The sequence below is a fragment of the Spirochaetota bacterium genome, assembly GCA_004297825.1.
Lineage (GTDB): Bacteria > Spirochaetota > UBA4802 > UBA4802 > UBA5368 > FW300-bin19.
This window is the reverse complement of record SCSX01000060.1, coordinates 46,362-64,588: the sequence shown is the minus strand read 5'-3', so window position 1 is coordinate 64,588 and position 18,227 is coordinate 46,362. Positions and strand designations below refer to the sequence as shown.

Sequence of the window (18,227 nt, the reverse complement as noted above, 5' to 3'; positions counted from 1 at the left end):
GAAGCCCGACTTCGCTCCCTGAGCGGAGTCGAAGGGAGCGCCGGGGAAGCGTTATGGGCGGAGTTCCTTGATGTAGTACTGAATGCTGAAAGGAATGCTTTCGTCCAGCACGGGTTTGCCGGGCTCCCCGGTGGGCCGGAGAAGCCGCGCGAGGTTCACCCTCGCAAACTCGTTTTCACGCTCGAGCCGCCTTGAGTTGTCGATCGCCTTCCAGTAGCTCACGCTGGCCTTCGTTTCGTTTCCCTTCCGGTGAAATACCGAGCCCATGTTGTTGTACGCGGAGGCGAGCGTTCCATAAATTTTAAGGTGATCGGCGCGGTCCGGGAACACCGTCTTGATCTTTTCGGTTTTCCGCTCGAAGCTGTTGATGAGCTTAAGGTATTCGCCGCGCGCCGCCTCGATATTGTCCATGTGGTAGAACGCGTTCCCCAGGGCGAACATGATCTCCGGGTTTTCCACGAAATCCTCGTAGAGGTCAAGCCATTGCTCGAGCGCCTTTTCGTACTGCTGCTTCAGGTAGAATATCCGACCCAGGTTGTAGGAAAGCTCGGGCGCCTTGTAGCCCTCGTCCGCAGCCGCCTCGTATTTCGTCTGCGCGATCTCGTAATTCGCGCGCTGCTCTATCTCGTTTTCCCGGTCTTCTTCCTCCTCGAGCTCGTCGCCAAACCGCGAGGTCGCCTTGACCTGGTCGAAGAAGTAATAGAAGATATTGCCCATGAGATGGTAGGACCTGCCCACCGTCTCCGTTTCCTTGTAAAAATCCTCCATCGCGAATTCGGGCGGGCTCAGGTTCGCCTGCACCGCCTTGTTTAGATAGTCGTAGGACTTCACGGGCTGCTTCGTCATGTAGTAATACTCCCCGAGAAGGTGGAGGGCGGCGAAATAAGCGGGCTCCAGCTTCAGCGCCTTCTGGAGATAGCTCTCCATGAGCGTGAGGTTCTTCTCGTCCCTGTTCAGCCGCGCGTACGCGACGTACAGCGGCGGGTAATCGGGATCGCGCTGGTGCAGCGCGCTGAGCACGGCGCGCACCGCCGGGTAGGGATTGTCCGCGAGATCCTTGAACCGGTTCGACTGGATGCCGTAGTCGAGCCGGATGTTGACCTTGTCGGTTCTCTTCTTGCCCAGGTAATAGTTGGCAAGCTTGTAGAGCAGGGGCGAGGGCGCCTTTTCAAGCAGGTCCTTGTCCTGCATCGCGACGTGAACGCTCACCACCTCCGGCAGCACGTCGCGCTCGATGTACAGGTTCAGCAGCCCCGCGTGGCCCTCGGCGGACTTCTTGTTGATACGCAGCATGTCCTCGTAGTACTGCTTTGCCTTGAGGTAGTGCCCCTGGTAGAAATACGCGTTTCCCACGCCGTAGAGCGCCGTCTGGTTCTCCGGTTCGCGGGTGAGCACCATGCGGTAATACTTGATCGCGAGATCCAGCCGGTTCTCTTTCTTGTCGCGCCGCAGCCTCTTGAAATCGACGTCGGGGACGCGCGCGTAGAAATAGCCCAGGTTGTTGAGCGTCTCGACGTTCACGGGGTCCAACTCGATCGCGTTTTCGAGCTTCTTGATCGCGTAATCGTACTCGTGCTTGTCGAAATAGGCGCGCGCGTACGCGTTGTAACCGGGAATGTAGTTCTTGATAAAATGCTCGTCCACGTCGCGGAAGAGCTTCTCCGCCTTTTCGTAGTCGCGGGGCTTCTTGTTCACCGGGTCGCCCTTCTCGCGGATATACGCCACGCCCTCGCGGATGAGCTTTTTGGCCATGTACGGCTTGTAGATGAACTGGTAGCAGAGCACCGTCGTGAGGAAGGTAACCGCGGCGACGATCGCGAATACGCGCGTCGCCTTAAACAGCTTCTTCTGGCGCTCGATGCCCACCTTCGTGTATTCGGGGCGCGCACTTATAACCCGCCTTCCCTCGCGCGGCGCCTCCTCGGCGATGTCGATGAAGATGCCGAGCTTGCCCTCCAGGAAATCCTTGACCGCCTCTTCCGAGCCGCCCTTCAGGATCAGGTCCACGAGCGCGCGCGCGTCGGGGACGGGCAGCCTGTCCGTCATGATCGTGTCCTTCACCGCCCTTCTCAGGGCGGGATGGAACAGCATGAGCGCCTTCTTGAGCTTGCTGAGCTCCCTGGATGACAGGTCCAGCCCCTCGTCGCCCGCGGGGGCCCGCTCCCCGGGGAGGGGTTCGATATCGAAGGATTCCGCCGCGCGCTCCTTCCGCGCCTTGGGGGCCGGCTCGGGCTCCGGTTCCTCGAACGCGCCCAGGTCGGCGGAATCGGCGAAATCCTCGAACGACTCGATTTTTTCTTCGCGGCGCGGAGGGGCTTCCGCGAACACATCGAGCTCCGGCTCGGCGGGTTTCTTCGCCGCGGGTTCTCCGGACAGACTCATGGGCTCCGGGATATCCAGGCCATGCATGTCTTCGGGCATCTCCTCGAACGGCTGAGGGGCTTCCTCCGTCTTGCGCCTTCCGGGGGGAGCCGTCTCATCCGGCAGGGGTATCTCGCCGGCCCCGAACTCGGGTATATCGGCCTCACCGACCTCCGGCATGTCCGATATTTCCTTCACCGAAATATCGGACAGGTCGCCGATATCCAGGTCCACGTCCTTGTCGAGTCGGACCTCCTGCCTGGCCTCGGTCCCCGCACCGGCCCCCGGGATCTCGTCAAGGTCACCGATCCCGAGCTCGTCCTCCGGGGGCGCCTTGCGCGCCGGCTTCGGCTCTTCCGCGAACCCGCTGTCCGGGATGTCCTGCAGATCGACCGAGGGGGGCTCGCCGGCGGTGAGCTCCTCGAGGTCCCCCAGCGTCCCTTCCGAGACGGGCTTCCGGGCGCGCGGCGGCGCCTCCTCGATTTCGGGCATTTCGCCCAGGCCGGCGAACTCGTCGGCGGGGAGTATATCGGCCCCCTCGCCGCTTACCGGGGCTTCCGGCGCCTGGGCGCCCTCGTCGAAAGGCTCGAGCGCCGATATATCCAGCGTCTCGGCGACGTCCTCGGCGGGCCGAATGCGTCCCCTGACGGGGGCCGGCTCCTCCTCGACGAACTCGATCGCATCGGAGATGTCCTCGATCTCCTCTATAGCCTCTATGCCCTCTTCGTCCCCCGGACGGAGATCGCCGTCATCGAGCGTCTCCTCGATCTCCTCGGGGAGCGCGACGCGCGCGGCCGGGGGCCTGCGCGCAGGCACGCCCTCGCTCGGCATGAGACCGATAATCCGCTCGATCTCGGCGAGCTCCTGCGGCGTATATTCTATTTTCTGTTCGCTGTCACCCATTGGCTGCTATCCGGAACACGCCGCGCGGCGGCGTTGCGACATAATCATTACGCGTGATCGCGCATTAAAAATCAATCCCTTTTCGCGCCCGCACCCCGGAGTACGCGTGCCGCGTTCGGCGGCTGGAAAATCCGCGTTCGCCTTCACCCCGCGGGCACCGGCCTCAAAAATACGGGATAATGAAGCCCTTTTCACATAGCGCCCGCCCCCGTCGGTATCAACGCGGGTTGAAGCAATTCCTCGATCAGTTTCCCGTAAGCGCGCGCGTTTTTGCATAAATATTTTTACTATACCTATCGACATAATTAATACAACGCATGAAAACAATTTGACCCAGGCCAAAGGTCCGCCCATGCATCTGAAGCTCAAGCAGCTCGCTGCCTTTCTGCCGCTCCTCGTGACCGGCTTTACCCCGAACGATCCCGCCGTCCCCGTGGCGGAGAGCTACTACCAATATCTACTCCTGAAAGAGGCGTCCGCGCCGCGCGAGGTCAAGGCGATACGCGCCTACGACAGCGGCCTCGCCCCCAGGATGGAGAGCGGGCTCCTCTTCACCTACAAGAGCCGGTCGGCGAAGCGGGTCCAGGTGGCGGGTAGCTTTAGCGAGTGGAAGCCGGTCCCCATGATGCGGGGAGACAACGGCGTGTGGTTCTACCTGCTCACGGGGATCGAGGAACCCGGCGAGGTCCGCTACAAGTTCGTCGTGGACGGCATGTGGACCAGTGATCCAAGGAACGCCGGCGTCCAGGACGACGGGGGCGGCTCCTACGTCTCGCTCGCGCCGCACGAGGGGAGCGGCGAGGGGACGCACCTGACCTACCGCATACTGGAGAAAAACCTCGTGGAATTCCGCCTCTACAGGCCCGAGGCCCGCATGATCTCCCTGGTCGGCGATTTCAACAACTGGAACCCGGAAAACGATCTCATGCGCCGCGATGCCACGGGGACCTGGCGGCTGCGCAAGCGCCTGCAGAAGGGAAATTACCGGTACAAGTACCTGATCGACGGCGCCTGGAGCGTGGACGTGTACAATGCCGACACCTCGCGGGACGATATCGGGAAGCTCTGTTCGCGGATACTCGTGAAATAGACCCCGTCACCGGGAGGCGGCCAGGGCGAGGTTGCGGGTGATAAAATGTTCGATCTCCTCGCGCGGCCACGAGCCGTACATCTCATCGAGCAGCCTTCCTCTATAGAAGATCTTCACGCAGGGTATGCGCTGTATGCCGAACCGCCGGGCCGTCCATTCATGGTCGTCCACGTTCAGCTTGGAAAATTTCATCTTCCCGGCGTATTTTCCCGAAAGGTCTTCCAGTATGGGGGCGATCATCCTGCAAGGACCGCACCACTCGGCCCAGAAGTCCACGAGCACCGGCAGGTCGCCGTGAAGCACCTCGCTGTTGAAGGTCGCATCGGTAAGGTTCAGCAGGGGTCCCTTCGCGTAGGGGCCCGAGGGCGTAAGGATCAGAATCGCCGCGATCAGCGGCAAGAGGATAGTGCGCATGAATATCTCCTGGTGTGTCCTGAAATGAAATATACCGCCCGTTCCCGGAATTTTCACCGGCATTTTTCATACGGGGCGATATCGGACCCCTCTCCCGCCGTTCCCGGAATTCCCGGGATGACCGTACCCTTCGCCGGCGGAATTTCTGGTACGCTGCCGAAAACGTGCTTAATTGTATCTTGGGGACACGCTGTCCATCATGAAACGGCGCGGGGAGCCGGGCTGCGGTACGTGAGCTTTCCGCCGCCTGCCCGCGTGTCCCGTTCCGCAGACACAGTATGAGCTTTCGTTACGACATTACCGAAATCGACGCCCACCTGCTGGTGACGAGCCGCGGCGTGCAGAACACGCTCACTGAATCGCTCGCCTACATCAAGACGATCGTCGACACCTGCAGAAACCGGAATCTCGCGCTGGTCCTGCTCGACGAGCGGGAGGTGGCCTACCGCGAGACAATGCTCGACACCCATATCATGGTCGAATTCCTGACGGAAAAGCTCAAGGAATTCCCGGTAAAAAAGATCGCCTGTGTGCCCGCGAAACGCTATTACTCCCAAGTTCGCGACTTCGAAACGCTCATGCGGAACAAGTCGCTTAACTACAAGACCTTTCGCGACATGGAACTGGCGCGCGCCTGGCTCCTCGATCACGGCGCCTCACCCGGCGGTTCGGGTTATTGAGGCGGCGGGGTCCGATTCGCTAACACGCGAGGGACACGCCCGCGCAAGCCGGCAGCGCCCGCACAGGGGCCTTTTCCTGCACACCTCCTTCCCGTGGTTCACGATGAGCGCGTGGTACTCGTTGTACTCCGGGACCCCTCCCCTGAAGCGCGCGTGAAACATCCGCTGAATCGCGTCATAGCTCTCCGATCCCAGGAGAATTCCCAGCCGCGTAAAGACGCGGCGCGTGTAGGCGTCCACCACGAACACCTTCCTCCCCATCGCGTAGAGCAGAATGGAATCCGCCGTCTCGGGTCCTATGCCGTTCACCGCGAGAAGCTCCTCGCGCAGGATGGCGGTATCCGCGCCTGCCGCCTTCGCGAAGGAATAGCCGTACCCGCGGAACCAGTCGAGAAAATTCAAGAGCTTCTTCGCCTTCTGGTTGAAGTAGCCGGTGGGGCGTATGAGGGGCGCGAGTTCCCGCGCGCCCAGGGCATGGAGCCTGCGGGGATGCAGAAGGCGCTCCCCCCTGAGGGTGCGGATGGCCGATTCGACGTTTTTCCAGGAGACGCTTTGCGTGAGGATGGCCCCGATCGCGACCTCGAAATCGGTGCGGCCGGGCCACCAGTGCTGCGGCCCGTATTCCCTTAATAGAAGATCGTATACGCGGTTTACGGTGAGCACGCCCGTCACAGGCTGAGCGGAAGGCGCTTCGATTCGGCCTGGTCCACGAGCACGTCGCCGTCTTCCTTGTATTTCTTCAATAGAAAATGCGTCACGGTGGACTGTACATTTTTGATCGTGGCGAGCTTCTCGGACACGAAGAGCGAAACCTGCTGCAGGCTGGGCCCCTCCACCTGGACCAGCAGGTCGTAGCTTCCCGAGAGAAGATACACCGCCGAGACCTCGGGAAATTTGTAGATCGCCTCGGCGACCGCGTCGAACCCCACCCCGCGCTCGGGGATCACCTTGACCTCGATGAGGGCGCGCACGTCGAGGTTGCGCACCCGCATCCAGTTGACGTGCGCCTTGTACCGGAGAATGATCTTGTCCTTCTCGAACTGGGCGATATACTTCCGGACCTTCGCGGGCGTCGTGTCGAGCTGCCGCGCGATGTCCTCCGGCGTCGTTTTCGCGTCCTTGGCGAGGATTTCGAGTATCGCCTCGCCGGTCTCGTCGGTCTTGTAGGGGCGCATCATGGGTTCGTTCCGCCTCCCTGGCAGTACGCGCGCGTCACGGAAATGGCCGCGTGCGAAAAATTATGTACTTGAATAAATTCACGTTTCGATTTTTCGTCAATTATAAATTTAGCCCGACACGATGCAGCCAGGATGACCAGGATCCCCCCCATAGCCATTATTATCCCCCACGGGGGATACGCGGTGCCCGAGGAGCTTGCGGGCATTCACGCGCTCGAGCCGTTCGATCTGTTCTTCGAGGCTGACTCGTGCGCGCGGGACATCTTTCGCCTGGCCGACGGCCTGTGCGAGCGGTTCGAGACGGACATCTCGCGCGTCTTCATGGACGTCGACCGGCCCCCCATGGACCTCCCGCCGCGCACCGCCGACGGCGTCATCAAGATCGAGACGCCCACGGGCCGCAGCGTATACCCCGAGGGCGTGTTTCCCGACGAGATCGCCATCGCGAACATGCTGCGGCGCTACTATTTCCCCTTTCACACCGCGATCGAGAAGGCGGTTTCCTCGAAGCGGGTCAGGCTGATACTCGACTGCCACACGATGATGCCCGTGGGTCCCGAGCACTCGGTGGACGCCGGAAGCCCCCGGCCGCTGTTCTCCGTACAGAACCTGTCCGGGGGCGCGGGCGGCGGGGACCGGACCGCCCCGGATCGCCTGGCCGAGGCGCTGCTGGAGAATCTGCAGAAGTCGTTCGGCGCGGAAACGGGGACGGTGGCGAAACGCTTCACGCTTAACGCACCCGTCTTCCCCACCTATACCGCGGGCCGGTACGGGACCGGGCGCGTCCCCGTGCTCAGGCTCTCGGTTTCGCGCGCGCTGTTCCTCACCGATCGCTATTTCAACTACGAGCGGATGAAGGTGGACGCCGCCCGGCTGGACGCCATCCGGGCGCGCCTGGAAAGCGCAATCACGCGCTTCATGGAGAAAAACCTTCAGCCCGGAGGGAAATTTTAGACATCACGCTTGCGCGATACTGTCTATAAAAAGTGATTGACAAATAAATCCAATAGAACCCATTGTCCTCCAATCAGACGCGCAACTGCTATGAACCCCGTGAAACCGCGTGAAGCGGACGACCGCCGTTCCCTCAGCCGGCAGGCTGAATGCGGTGCGCGGTATGCCCGTTCTGCATCTCGCACGAACACGGCTCGCGCATCGAACTTTCGCTTCGCTCGATCGATACCGCACTCTGTTAAAAATTTAATATAAGAAGGGAAACCCATATGAAAAGCTTCCTTCTGTACAGTTATTTCATTATCCTGATAATTCTCAGCGTCTACGGTGCGCACCGCTATTACATGATCTACCTGTTCCGGAAGTACCGGCACAAGGACATGTCGCCCGAAAAGCAGTGGGACAAGCTCCCGAAAGTGACCATCCAGCTTCCGGTCTTCAATGAGAAGTACGTGGTCGAGCGGCTCATTGACAAGGTGGCGCTTATACGCTATCCCAAGAAGCTTTTACAAATCCAGGTCCTGGACGACTCCACCGACGATACCGTCGAGATCGCCGCGGCCAAGTGCAAGGCGATGAAGAAGCAGGGCGTCAACATCGAGTACATCCGCCGGACCAACCGCCAGGGCTATAAGGCGGGGGCGCTCGAAAACGGCCTCAAGACCGCCACGGGCGAATTCGTCGCGGTGTTCGACGCGGACTTTCTCCCCGGCCCCGAATTCCTGGAAAAGACCGTACAGCATTTCACCGACCCGAAGGTGGGCATGGTGCAGGCACGCTGGGACCATGAGAACAGGCGCTACTCCCTCCTCACCGAGTGCCAGAGCATACTCCTGGACGGCCATTTCATGATCGAGCATACCGCCCGCAACCGCAGCGGCCGGTTCTTCAACTTCAACGGCACCGCCGGCATCTGGCGGCGCGCCGCGATCGCCGACGCGGGCGGCTGGCAGCACGACACCCTCACCGAGGATCTGGACCTCTCCTACCGTGCGCAGATGAAGGGATGGCGCTTCGTGTACCTCCCCGACCTTACCGTCCCGGCCGAGCTGCCCATAGAGATGTCGGCCTTCAAGGCCCAGCAGTTCCGGTGGGCGAAGGGCTCCATCCAGACGTTCATGAAACTCTACGGAAAGATACTCAAGTCCGATATGCCGGTGCGCGTGAAGATCGAGTCCTTCTTCCACATGGGCGCGAATTTCGCCTACCTGCTCATGGTAGTGCTCTCGCTGCTCATGCCCATGAACATCATCGCGCGCTACAACACCGAGGGGCTCAAGGACCTGGTCTACCTGGACCTGCCGATATTCTTCTTCGCGACGGTCTCGGTCATGTTCTTTTATCTATACTCGGAATTCATCGTCATCCAGGAGACGCTCAGCGTAAAGCACCGCTCCAGGCTGAAGCCCATCATCTTCCTGCCCCTGGTGCTTTCGATCGGGATAGGACTGGGCATCAACAACTGCAAGGCCGTGCTCGAGGCGCTGTTCAAGAAGGAGACGCCCTTCGAGCGCACACCCAAGTACAACGTGTCCGATACGACCGCGGGCGTGGATCGCGCGAAGAAGCTGGTCGCAAACGTATATCGCATCAAGAAAATCGACTGGGTCTCAATCATTGAGCTCGTGATGGGGCTCTACTTCACCTTCGCGGTGTATTACGCCTATACGAATGAAATGTTCACCACCCTTCCCTGGATCATGCTCTTCCAGGTAGGTTTCCTGTACACGGCGTTCCTGTCAATGTTCTTCACGCCGCTCAGCGTGCTCCTGAAACGGCAGGCAGCGTAACGACGAACGCCGGGGTTTCCCCCCAGCGTTATTAATTTCCAGGCACCCCCCCTTCCGGGCTTATTATTACCCATAACTTACCCGGCCGCCCAAGCTACGGCAAGGGCGTGCAAGAAGTTAGAATAAAAGATATAGAGATCGGAGAGCCGGGAGGTTGCTTATGACCAAAGCGCACACGAATCGCGGTCCGGTGCGGGTCGGCATTATAGGCTATGGAGACATAGCGGGGCCGTATATGCAGACGCTAGAGCCCTACCGGAGCCGACAAATCGAGCTTGTCGGCGTGGCGGGCCGGACCCCGGACAAATGCGCCGCGTTCGCGAAACAGCACGACCTCCGCGCCTACGGATCGATTCCCGAATTATTGGCGGACAAGGGCGTTGAGCTTGTCCTCGACCTCACGGCCCAAAACGCGCACACAGAGGTAGTGTCGCTGTGCCTGGACGCCGGGAAAAACGTCTACTGTGAGAAACCCATCGCTTTTAACTATCGCGAGGCAGCGGAACTGACTGCAAAGGCCAAAAAGGCGGGGCTTCGCCTGGGGTCGGCGCCTTCAAGCTTTTTGGGAGAGGCGCAGCAGACCGCCGCAAAGCAGATTCGCGAGGGACGTCTGGGGACGGTGCGTCTGGTCTACGCCGAGATTAACCACCATCGAATCGAGACATGGCACCCCTCCGCGCCGCTCTTCTACGCCTGCGGACCGCTTTTCGACATGGGGCCATACGCGCTCGTTTTGCTCGCAAGCATCTTCGGTCCGGTCCGGAGCGTCACCGGCTGGGGCCGCATTATCCTCGGGGAGCGGCATACGAAAGACGGAACGCCTTTTCGCCTCGAAAAACCGGATTTCGTGGTTGCCCTGCTGGAGTTCGCGAGCGGTCCAGTGGCGCGGTTAACCGTCAATTATTACACCGATTGGATGAAGAAGGAGGGGGAACTGGTGGAGTTTCACGGCGATAAGGGCTCTTTATACCTGGCGCACGTCTCCATTTTCAGTGCCGGCGTGGAGTATGCGGACTTTGGAAAACCCTACGAGCCGGTGCCCTTCGTTAAAGAGCCGTTCAAGGGGATTGAGTGGGGACGCGGCTTGATTGACATGGCCGAGGCGATGCGCGGCGACCGCCCGCATCGGGCGACGGGCGAACAGGCGGCACACATCATCGAGGTACTTGAGGCGATTGAGGAATCCGTACGAATTGAGCGCTCCGTCGCGGTGAGCTCGACGTTTTCGCCGCCCGCCCCGATGGAGTGGGCGCTGTGACAAATAAAACGGTATTCGATTTCACGAAGCTGCGCCCGTATCGGACCCGCCGCGGCCGAATACGCCTCCGCAAAGGGGAAGCGCGGGAAATCCCGGGGGTCACCCCTATTCCGTCGAGAGTATCTCGCGTATTTTCTGGAAGAGATCGTTAAGGAGAAACGGCTTGGGGATGAACTGGACCCCCCGGTTGATCATGGCGCGCGTCATGATTCCCTGTTCCGCGTAGCCGGACATGTAGAGGACCCGCGTGTCGGCAAGCCGCGACGCGAGCTTTCCGACGAGCTCCGGGCCGGTGGTGTCGGGCAGGACCACGTCCGAGAGGATGAGGTCGATATGCGATTCGGCGGCGGCCACGGCCTTCTCCGCCTCGGCGCCGCTCTGGGACTCTATGACATTGAAGCCCTGCAGGGCGAGCGCCTTGGAGATGAGCTTCCTCACGGGCTCCTCGTCCTCCACGAGCAGGATCGTTTCCCGGCGCTCCGAGGGGCGCACGGCCCCGACCTTTTTTACCGCCGGGGCGGCCGGCTTCTCGCCCGACTGCTCCACGCGCGGCAGGAGGACGGTGAAGGTCGTGCCCTTGCCCGGGGTGCTCTCCACGGAGATATAGCCCCCGTTTTGCTTCACGACACCGTACACGGTCGCGAGCCCCAGGCCGGTCCCCGCCTCTCCCTTAGTCGTGAAAAACGGCTCGAATATTTTTTCCTGAATCTCCGGGTCCATGCCGATGCCGTTGTCGGATATCTTCAGGACCACGTAGAGTCCCGGGTACAGGCCCGGTTTCTTGAGCGACTCCCCGTAGGTCACCAGCGCGTTCGTGATCGAAATCATGATCCTGCCGCCGCGCGGCATCGCGTCGCGCGCATTCACGATCATGTTGACGATGAGCTGTTCCATCTGCGTGGGATCCGCCTCGATGAATCCCGGCCCGCGATGGGGTTCGATCGAGAGGTCGATATTCTCCCCGATCACGCGGCGCAGCATTCTTTCCATCGAGGCAAGCGCCTCGTTCAGGTCCAGCTTTACCGGCTTGATCATCTGCTTGCGGCTGAAGGCGAGGAGCTGCCTGGTGAGCTCCGAGGCGCGCGTGGATATCCGGATGATGTCGTCCAGGTTTTCCCGGAGGATCTCCGGATCGTCGAGCGCGGCGAGGGAGAGCTCCGCGTTTCCCAGGATCGCCGTGAGCAGGTTGTTGAAATCGTGCGCGATCCCACCCGCGAGCCTGCCCACGGCCTCCATTTTCTGCGCCTGCAGGAGCTGCCGCTCCAGGCGTTCCTTCCCCTCTTCCGCCGATTTCTGCGCGGTGAAGTCGCGGATATACCCCTCGAGGAAGCCGCCCTTACCGCCCGGGTCCAGGCGCACGCTGGTGTTCATGGAAACCCACACGATGCCGCCGTCCTGCCTGCGAAAGCGCGTTATAAAATCGTTCACGTCGGAGCCGGCGTCGGCCCGGACGCGAAGCTCCCGGGCGTCCCGGGCCTCCAGGAAAAACCCTTCCATGTTCTTCTCATGCGCCATGAGTTCTTTGATGGAAGAATACCCGAGCATGCGGGCCATCTCGGGGTTCACGGTAAGCACCGTCCCGTCGAGCGAGGCCTGGTAGAGCCCCACGGGGAGATTTTCGAAAAGCTCCCGGTAGCGGCGCTCGCTGGTCGCGAGCTCGGTCTGGGAGGCGATGAGCTCCTCGTTGGTGGCGTTTAGCTCTTCGTTCGTGGCCTCGAGTTCCTCGTTCGTGGCCTCGAGCTCCTCCTGGACGCGCTTCAGCTCGGTGATGTCGATGACGTTGATGAGTCCCGCGGGCCTGCCGCGCATGTGGGTGGTCGCGCCGTTCAGGAGCACCCATCGAACGCGGCCCTGTTTCGTGACGATCTTGAATTCATAGCGCGGATCGACCGCCTCGCCCGCCTGGCGCCGTTTGCCGCGATCCTCCACCATCGCCTTATGATCCGGGTGGACGATACTCCAGAAATTCATGCCTATGAGCTCATCCCGGGCGTACCCGGTGATCTCCTCGGCCGCGCGGTTGAGAAAGACCCACCGGTCGTCCTGGAAAAGCAGCACCGCAACCGGGGTCGATTCGGCGAGGGTGCGGAAGCGTTCCTCGCTCTCGACGAGCTCATTCCATTCGCTGCTGCTTCCCGTTTTATCTTTACCCATAGGTTTCCGTTGCCGCGCGCTTCCATTCACGGTCCGTGGCCCGCGGCGGCGCATCCCTCGCGACGGATACTCGCATGCCGCTTTCCGTGAGTCAAGAATGTTATATGCAACCGGGAAACTATAAACTGCCGTGGATAACCCCCGGTGCATAAAATCGCTCAAAAAGGTCTTCCTGAAATGATTTACATGCCCCAGTTTTTGTAGTTGAAGTTTTTCCCGTTCTTTCTTTACAATTCCTTTACCTTCGAGCCCAAGGAGCGGTCACCCGTGAAAAATCTTCTGCGTCTCTTTTTCGTCACGATTGTCATCCTGGGCGCGGCCGTTCCCGTATTCGCGACGCATTCCAGCTGGGACGACCTGGACGAGGGCGAGTACGAGCTTTTTGGCAGCGAGAAGGCCAAGAAGGTCCAGATTGACGGGGGTCCCTTCTTTCGCAAGGAAGACTGGCCCGACGGAAGTCACTCCGTCTGCATGTTCCTGCAGCTGTATAAAAGTACCGATTTCCCAAAGTATACTTCGACCCGGTTTCTCCCTTTTTTCTATCACATGGATTCGAAGATCGACAACAGGGAGCGTTCACTCTACCTGCTGCTCTGGTACAACCATATAGACGACACGGAAAACCTCACGGTTAGCCCGTTCTATTATTCCCGCATAGACAAAAAAGAGCAGCACCGCTCGTTCCTCTGGTTCACATGGTGGGGACATCACTCGTACAAGTACCGGATGGACAAATATCTCACCATCTTCCCCCTCCTGTACTGGAACAACGATTACACGAACGAGAACCAGTTCGAATTTACGATCGTTTCCCCGCTCGTCTACTGGCACACGGAGAGGAAGGACTCGAAGGACGGCTACACCCAGGAGCGCGCGAACCTGTCGCTCCTGCACATGTATTACTCGGACTACACCGCTTCCGGCGATTTGCGGGAACGCGTCTGGTGGTTTCCCATCATTCCCCTCGTGCTGCGGTCGTGGAGCCATGCCGGAGGCCACCAGAACATCCTGTGGCTCATAGACTGGGACTGGGATACCGTGGACGGAAAGGACAGGTTGAACCACTTCTGGTTCTTCCCGGTCTTCCTGCATAAGCCCGGCGACGACGGTTACACGGACGTCCTCCCGCCCGTATTTATCAACCTGCGCAAATCAAACGGCGAGCTCTACACGCACCTCCTGCCGCTGTACCAGCATACGAAGAGCGTCGAGTCCACATGGGATTACGACCGGGACACGGGCGTGACCGGATACTACGAGTCGTATCTGACCCCCATATATTCGAGCTTCACCACGTCATCGGGCGAGAACAAGTGGGACGGGGACATCTTGAAGAAGACGTTCTTCTTCCCGCTCGTTCCCCTGTATTATTCGAGCTACGACCAGCGCGAGGGCACGCACCGTAATCTCGCGTGGCTATTCGACTGGCAGAACCGGCGTGACGGGACCAACGAGCGTTTCTGGTTCACGCCCCTCTATTTCCAGAAGGACGATTCCTACCTGCACATCCCTCCGCTCGGTTACCTGAGCTGGTGGGATAACTTCGAGAAGTATATCGTCGCGCCGTACCTGTACAAGTATTCGTACAAGGCGGGCGCGCAGGCGGAGGTCTCCGAGGAAAGGATATGGGTGCCGATACTCCCCCTGCTCTATTCGTCATACCAGTCCCCGAACGGGGGCGTATCGCGCAACCTGCTGATGCTCTTCGATTGGCGCTACTCGAAAGAGGGCGTCCTGGACCGGCTGTGGATCGCGCCTTTCTACTTCGCGAAGGATAACGCGTACCGGCACATACCCCCGCTGCTCTACATGAGCTGGACGGAGGGGCGTACCACGATGCGCGTAAACCCGCTCTTCTACTGGGAGACGGTTGCACCCGGCACCCCCGAACCGGCAAAGCGTGACGGCGAAACCGGTGATAGTATCACCACCGCCGTTACCGGCGCGGGCGGGAGCTCGCGTCTCTGGGTGCCGATACTCCCGGTCCTCTATTCCCATCACTACAGGGAAGACGGAAGCGTGTCGCGCAACGCGCTTATCCTTTTCGACTGGCATACCACGAAGGAAGGGAACACCGACCGGTTCTGGGCCATGCCCTTTGTCTTCCAGAAGGACGGCGCATACCTGCATTTGCTCCCCCCGCTGTTCATGAGCTGGGACGACGCAAACTCGAGCCTGAAGCTCTCGATCTTCGGCATGGACTACCGCGAGGCCCCGTTTGACAAGGACCACGCCGGGTTCGAGCGATTCTGGTTCCCCGTCATACCGCTCGTATATTCATCGCGTACCGAGGAAACCGGCGTTAAGGACAAAAACCTCCTGGTGCTCTTCGACTGGCAGACCAATCCCGATGGAAGCTGGAAGAGCTTCTGGGCCTTCCCGCTTGTCTTCCACGAATTCGGATCAATGGGCTACCGGGTGTACGCGCCCTTCTACTTCCGGCCCTCAGGTAACACCGACGAGCGCGGCTGGTCGTTCGGCCTGTTCTACTACCACAACTGGAGCCCGGGGTATGAGACGCAGTGGGCGCTCCTGTACTACAAGCATTATAACCAATCGACGGGTTTTTCCACAAGCAACCTCGTCCCGCTCTACTGGAACTTCGAGACAAAGAAGCGGGAATTCACGCTCGTCCTGCCGCTCTACCTGGATTACAGCGACAGGAAAACGAAGGTCCATGTCAACATCCTGGGCCTGTCGAAGAGCTCCGCGCTGGGGGCGTATCCGAACGTGAGCCTGGGACTTGGATCGAACGAGAGCAATTACTACGTCGATCTTGATTTGTCATGGCTGTACGATGCGGTGAGTCTCTCCTATCGCTCTCCCATTCCCTTCACGGAAAAGGCCATGGACGAGGCGACCAGGCTTGATCTCGAGCGCGAGGCAAAGGCGAAGGCGGAGGCCCAGCCCAAGGGCGTAAGCCTTGCGTCCAAGAGCACCGTGAGCCGGGACGATTCTAACAACTTCTTCGGGTTCAAGTTCCTTTACGGATGGCTCGCATGGCAGAGGGCTGACGCGCGGACGCATTTCCGGCTTCTGCCGCTTTCATGGATCACCTTCACCGACACGGATTCCGTCAAGGTGATTCTCAATTACATCTCCTACGATTCTAAGGAACTGGAGTACCTCGTGTTCTTTCCGTTTTATGGAATGCAGCGCGTGGATCGGAGCTACAAGAAAGCGTACCTCTTGAACCTCTACTGGACCGAGTACGACCAGACCGAAGACCTTTACGACAGGTCGGTTGTCTGGCCGATTATCAACTGGTACAATGGTGCGAAGAAATCGGGCTGGAGGATCCTGCCGCTCTTCTATCACTGGGAGCGCCAGAAAAAAGACGAGCGCGTCGCGAAATCGTTGTTTCTCCCGCTCTATTATTCTTCCCGCACGACGGACGCGGACAAGAACGTGAACGCGAGCTTCACTATCAGTCCGCTGTGGTATTATGACTATAAGCAGGCGGCGTCCTACGAGGAGAAGACGTGGTGGTTCCCCATTCTTCCCCTGGTGTACTACAACCGGGACGAGACCCGTTACGCGGCGAATATCGGCGAGCGGAAAGAGGGGAGCTATCCCCTGTCCACCGCGTCGTCGTTCGTCCTTCCGCTCTGGTTCTGGACCTCGCGCGATACGCTGCTCGCAAAGGAGGGCGCGACGCGCACCGATTTCACCCTGCTGGGACTGCCGCTCCTTTATTATTCATCGGCGAGGGTGGGGGATGAAACGCGGGAACGCTCGCTCTTCATGCTGGGATATTACTACACGCGCGACGCGAGCATCGCGCACTGGAGCTTCCTGCTGGGGCTCGTGGGCTCCACAGATTACAAGGAATCCGGGGCGAGCGAGTTCGAGCTCCTGTGGGGACTGTACAAATCCTATTCCTCGAATGAGAAGAACAAGTCGCACTTCCTGCCGTTTTACTACTACGAGCGCGCTGCCGACAAGAGCGAGTTCCTGTTCATGCTGGGGCTCTACCAGGGGATATGGCATGCAGGGAAGGACGACAGCGAGAACTCGTTCCTGTTCTGGCTCGTCCACACCGAGGTCTCGCACGCGAAACGCTCCGCGTACATCAACGGGAATTACGCGACCTATGACGCCCGCGAGCGCGCGACCTGGGTGGTTCCCGCGCTTTATTATTACTCGAGCGCGACGAGCGAGACGCCCGGGTACGAGTATTTTGAGAACTCGCACACAAGCCTCTTCTTCTACAAGGACTACCGGACCGACAAGGACCACGGGTACGAGTCGACGTTCTGGTTCCCGATCATACCGCTCGTGTATCGGTCTTCCTCCGGCGACGGCTCGCACCTGAACGTGCTGGGACTTTTCGACTGGTCGAACGATCACGCGAAGCAGGCGTACCGTCGATGGCTTATCCCGGTTCTTCCGATCTGGTACACCTATTCATCGCCCGATGAAAGCACCTGGTTCTTCCTGCCGCCCCTGCTGTACCGCTCGCATGACAGGACGAGCGATTCGGCGCTTACGCTCCTGTGGTATTCGAGCAACGACCGAACGACGGGCGAATCATCCCGGCATTTGCTGCCTTTTGTTTTTTCATGGCGCGAGAAGGAAGCCTCCACCCTGTTTACGCTCCCGGGCTTCTATCTCCACTCTTCACCGGGATATTCGCACTGGAACCTGCTGCTTCTTGTCGACCGTTCGCGGCAGGAGGATAAGGACTACACCTCCACCCATACCGGCTTCGTGCTGAATACGATCTCGTGGGATTTTTCTCCCTCCGTCACCGAGTTCAACCTTGTGTGGGGTGCGCTCCTGTCCTACAAGAATTACAAGACCTCGCCCACCGACTGGAGCACGAACGTGCTCTGGTTCCTCTACCAGGTGGGCAACGAGCAGGGGCGCTTCTACCATTACGCGACCCCGCTCTGGTATTACTCGAGGGACGCGCAGGGCTACAGCCTGCTCATCCCGCCGCTCCTGTCGTATCTTTCGAGCGACAAGGATTACGGGAAGTTCCAGATGTGGGCCCTGGGCGCGCTCTGGTACCGGAACTACAAGCCGCAGGAACGTTCCGACACCCAGACGCTTCTCCTGGGCATTCCCTATTACAAGGTCCAGGTTCCCGAGCGCGGTTACACGGGGCGCGGCAGCCTCTGGGGCATACTCTGGGAATACCAGACGGAGAGCGAGACGGGCTTCAGCAAGTTCTCCATACTGAAGATCCTTTACCAGCGCGTCACGATCGACGGGGAAACGTACAACCGCGTGCTGGGGATAAAGTTCTAGGGAATATTTTTCGAATCGTCAAGGGGCAGGGAGCCCTCCCGTCACGGACGAGAGGATTTCACGCCAGGCATTATTATGCCGGTGAAGGCGCGGAAACGCTTCCGCGCCTTCACCGCACTCTCATGCATCCTTCCCGTCCTGCGAGAATTTTCGCGTTATACGACACCGTGTTCCCTGCGGCGCCTCACTGAC

At 59.8% G+C, this 18,227-nt stretch carries 11 protein-coding genes; 6 read left to right on the top strand and 5 right to left on the bottom strand.

Features of this window, described 5'->3' with window-relative positions:
* Positions 1-51 precede the first annotated feature (51 nt).
* Positions 52-3,264, bottom strand: coding sequence for a tetratricopeptide repeat protein (locus EPN93_12090; GenBank protein TAL34455.1), 3,213 nt, complete (start codon positions 3,262-3,264; stop codon positions 52-54).
* Positions 3,265-3,616: 352 nt separating this feature from the next.
* Here EPN93_12090 and EPN93_12085 point away from each other — a divergent pair, with 352 nt between their 5' ends.
* Positions 3,617-4,354 carry a hypothetical protein gene (locus tag EPN93_12085; GenBank protein ID TAL34454.1) on the top strand — a complete coding sequence of 246 codons (738 nt, stop codon included), beginning with the start codon at positions 3,617-3,619 and terminating at the stop codon, positions 4,352-4,354.
* A 6-nt stretch (positions 4,355-4,360) separates the two neighbouring features.
* On the opposite strand, the gene trxA is transcribed toward EPN93_12085, so the two are convergent.
* Positions 4,361-4,768, bottom strand: coding sequence for a thioredoxin (trxA, locus tag EPN93_12080; GenBank protein TAL34453.1), 408 nt, complete (start codon positions 4,766-4,768; stop codon positions 4,361-4,363).
* Between the two features lie 278 nt (positions 4,769-5,046).
* On the opposite strand from trxA, the gene EPN93_12075 reads away from it, so the two are divergent.
* The gene (locus EPN93_12075; protein TAL34452.1) at positions 5,047-5,448 is read left to right on the top strand and encodes a hypothetical protein; all 402 of its coding nucleotides are present in this window, start codon (positions 5,047-5,049) and stop codon (positions 5,446-5,448) included.
* Here EPN93_12075 and EPN93_12070 read toward each other — a convergent pair.
* The gene (locus tag EPN93_12070) at positions 5,425-6,111 is read right to left on the bottom strand and encodes a hypothetical protein (protein TAL34516.1); all 687 of its coding nucleotides are present in this window, start codon (positions 6,109-6,111) and stop codon (positions 5,425-5,427) included. The two genes, EPN93_12075 and EPN93_12070, sit on opposite strands and share 24 nt — an antisense overlap.
* Positions 6,112-6,116: 5 nt before the next feature.
* A complete protein-coding gene (locus EPN93_12065) occupies positions 6,117-6,623 on the bottom strand; it encodes an Lrp/AsnC family transcriptional regulator (protein TAL34515.1) in 507 nt (168 codons plus the stop codon).
* A gap of 135 nt (positions 6,624-6,758) precedes the next feature.
* Between EPN93_12065 and EPN93_12060 the strand changes: the two genes are divergently transcribed.
* From EPN93_12060 to EPN93_12050, 3 genes are all read left to right on the top strand, one after another.
* On the top strand, positions 6,759-7,580 hold the full coding sequence (locus EPN93_12060) for a hypothetical protein (protein TAL34451.1): 822 nt from the start codon (positions 6,759-6,761) through the stop codon (positions 7,578-7,580).
* Positions 7,581-7,849: 269 nt separating this feature from the next.
* On the top strand, positions 7,850-9,370 hold the full coding sequence (locus EPN93_12055; GenBank protein ID TAL34450.1) for a glycosyltransferase: 1,521 nt from the start codon (positions 7,850-7,852) through the stop codon (positions 9,368-9,370).
* Positions 9,371-9,530: 160 nt separating this feature from the next.
* Positions 9,531-10,628 (top strand): Gfo/Idh/MocA family oxidoreductase, encoded by a 1,098-nt coding sequence (locus tag EPN93_12050; protein TAL34449.1) that lies wholly within the window; start codon positions 9,531-9,533, stop codon positions 10,626-10,628.
* Positions 10,629-10,733: 105 nt separating this feature from the next.
* On the opposite strand, the gene EPN93_12045 is transcribed toward EPN93_12050, so the two are convergent.
* Positions 10,734-12,944 (bottom strand): PAS domain S-box protein, encoded by a 2,211-nt coding sequence (locus EPN93_12045; GenBank protein TAL34448.1) that lies wholly within the window; start codon positions 12,942-12,944, stop codon positions 10,734-10,736.
* A gap of 105 nt (positions 12,945-13,049) precedes the next feature.
* Here EPN93_12045 and EPN93_12040 point away from each other — a divergent pair, with 105 nt between their 5' ends.
* Positions 13,050-18,035 (top strand): hypothetical protein, encoded by a 4,986-nt coding sequence (locus EPN93_12040; GenBank protein TAL34447.1) that lies wholly within the window; start codon positions 13,050-13,052, stop codon positions 18,033-18,035.
* The last annotated feature ends 192 nt before the right edge of the window (positions 18,036-18,227 follow it).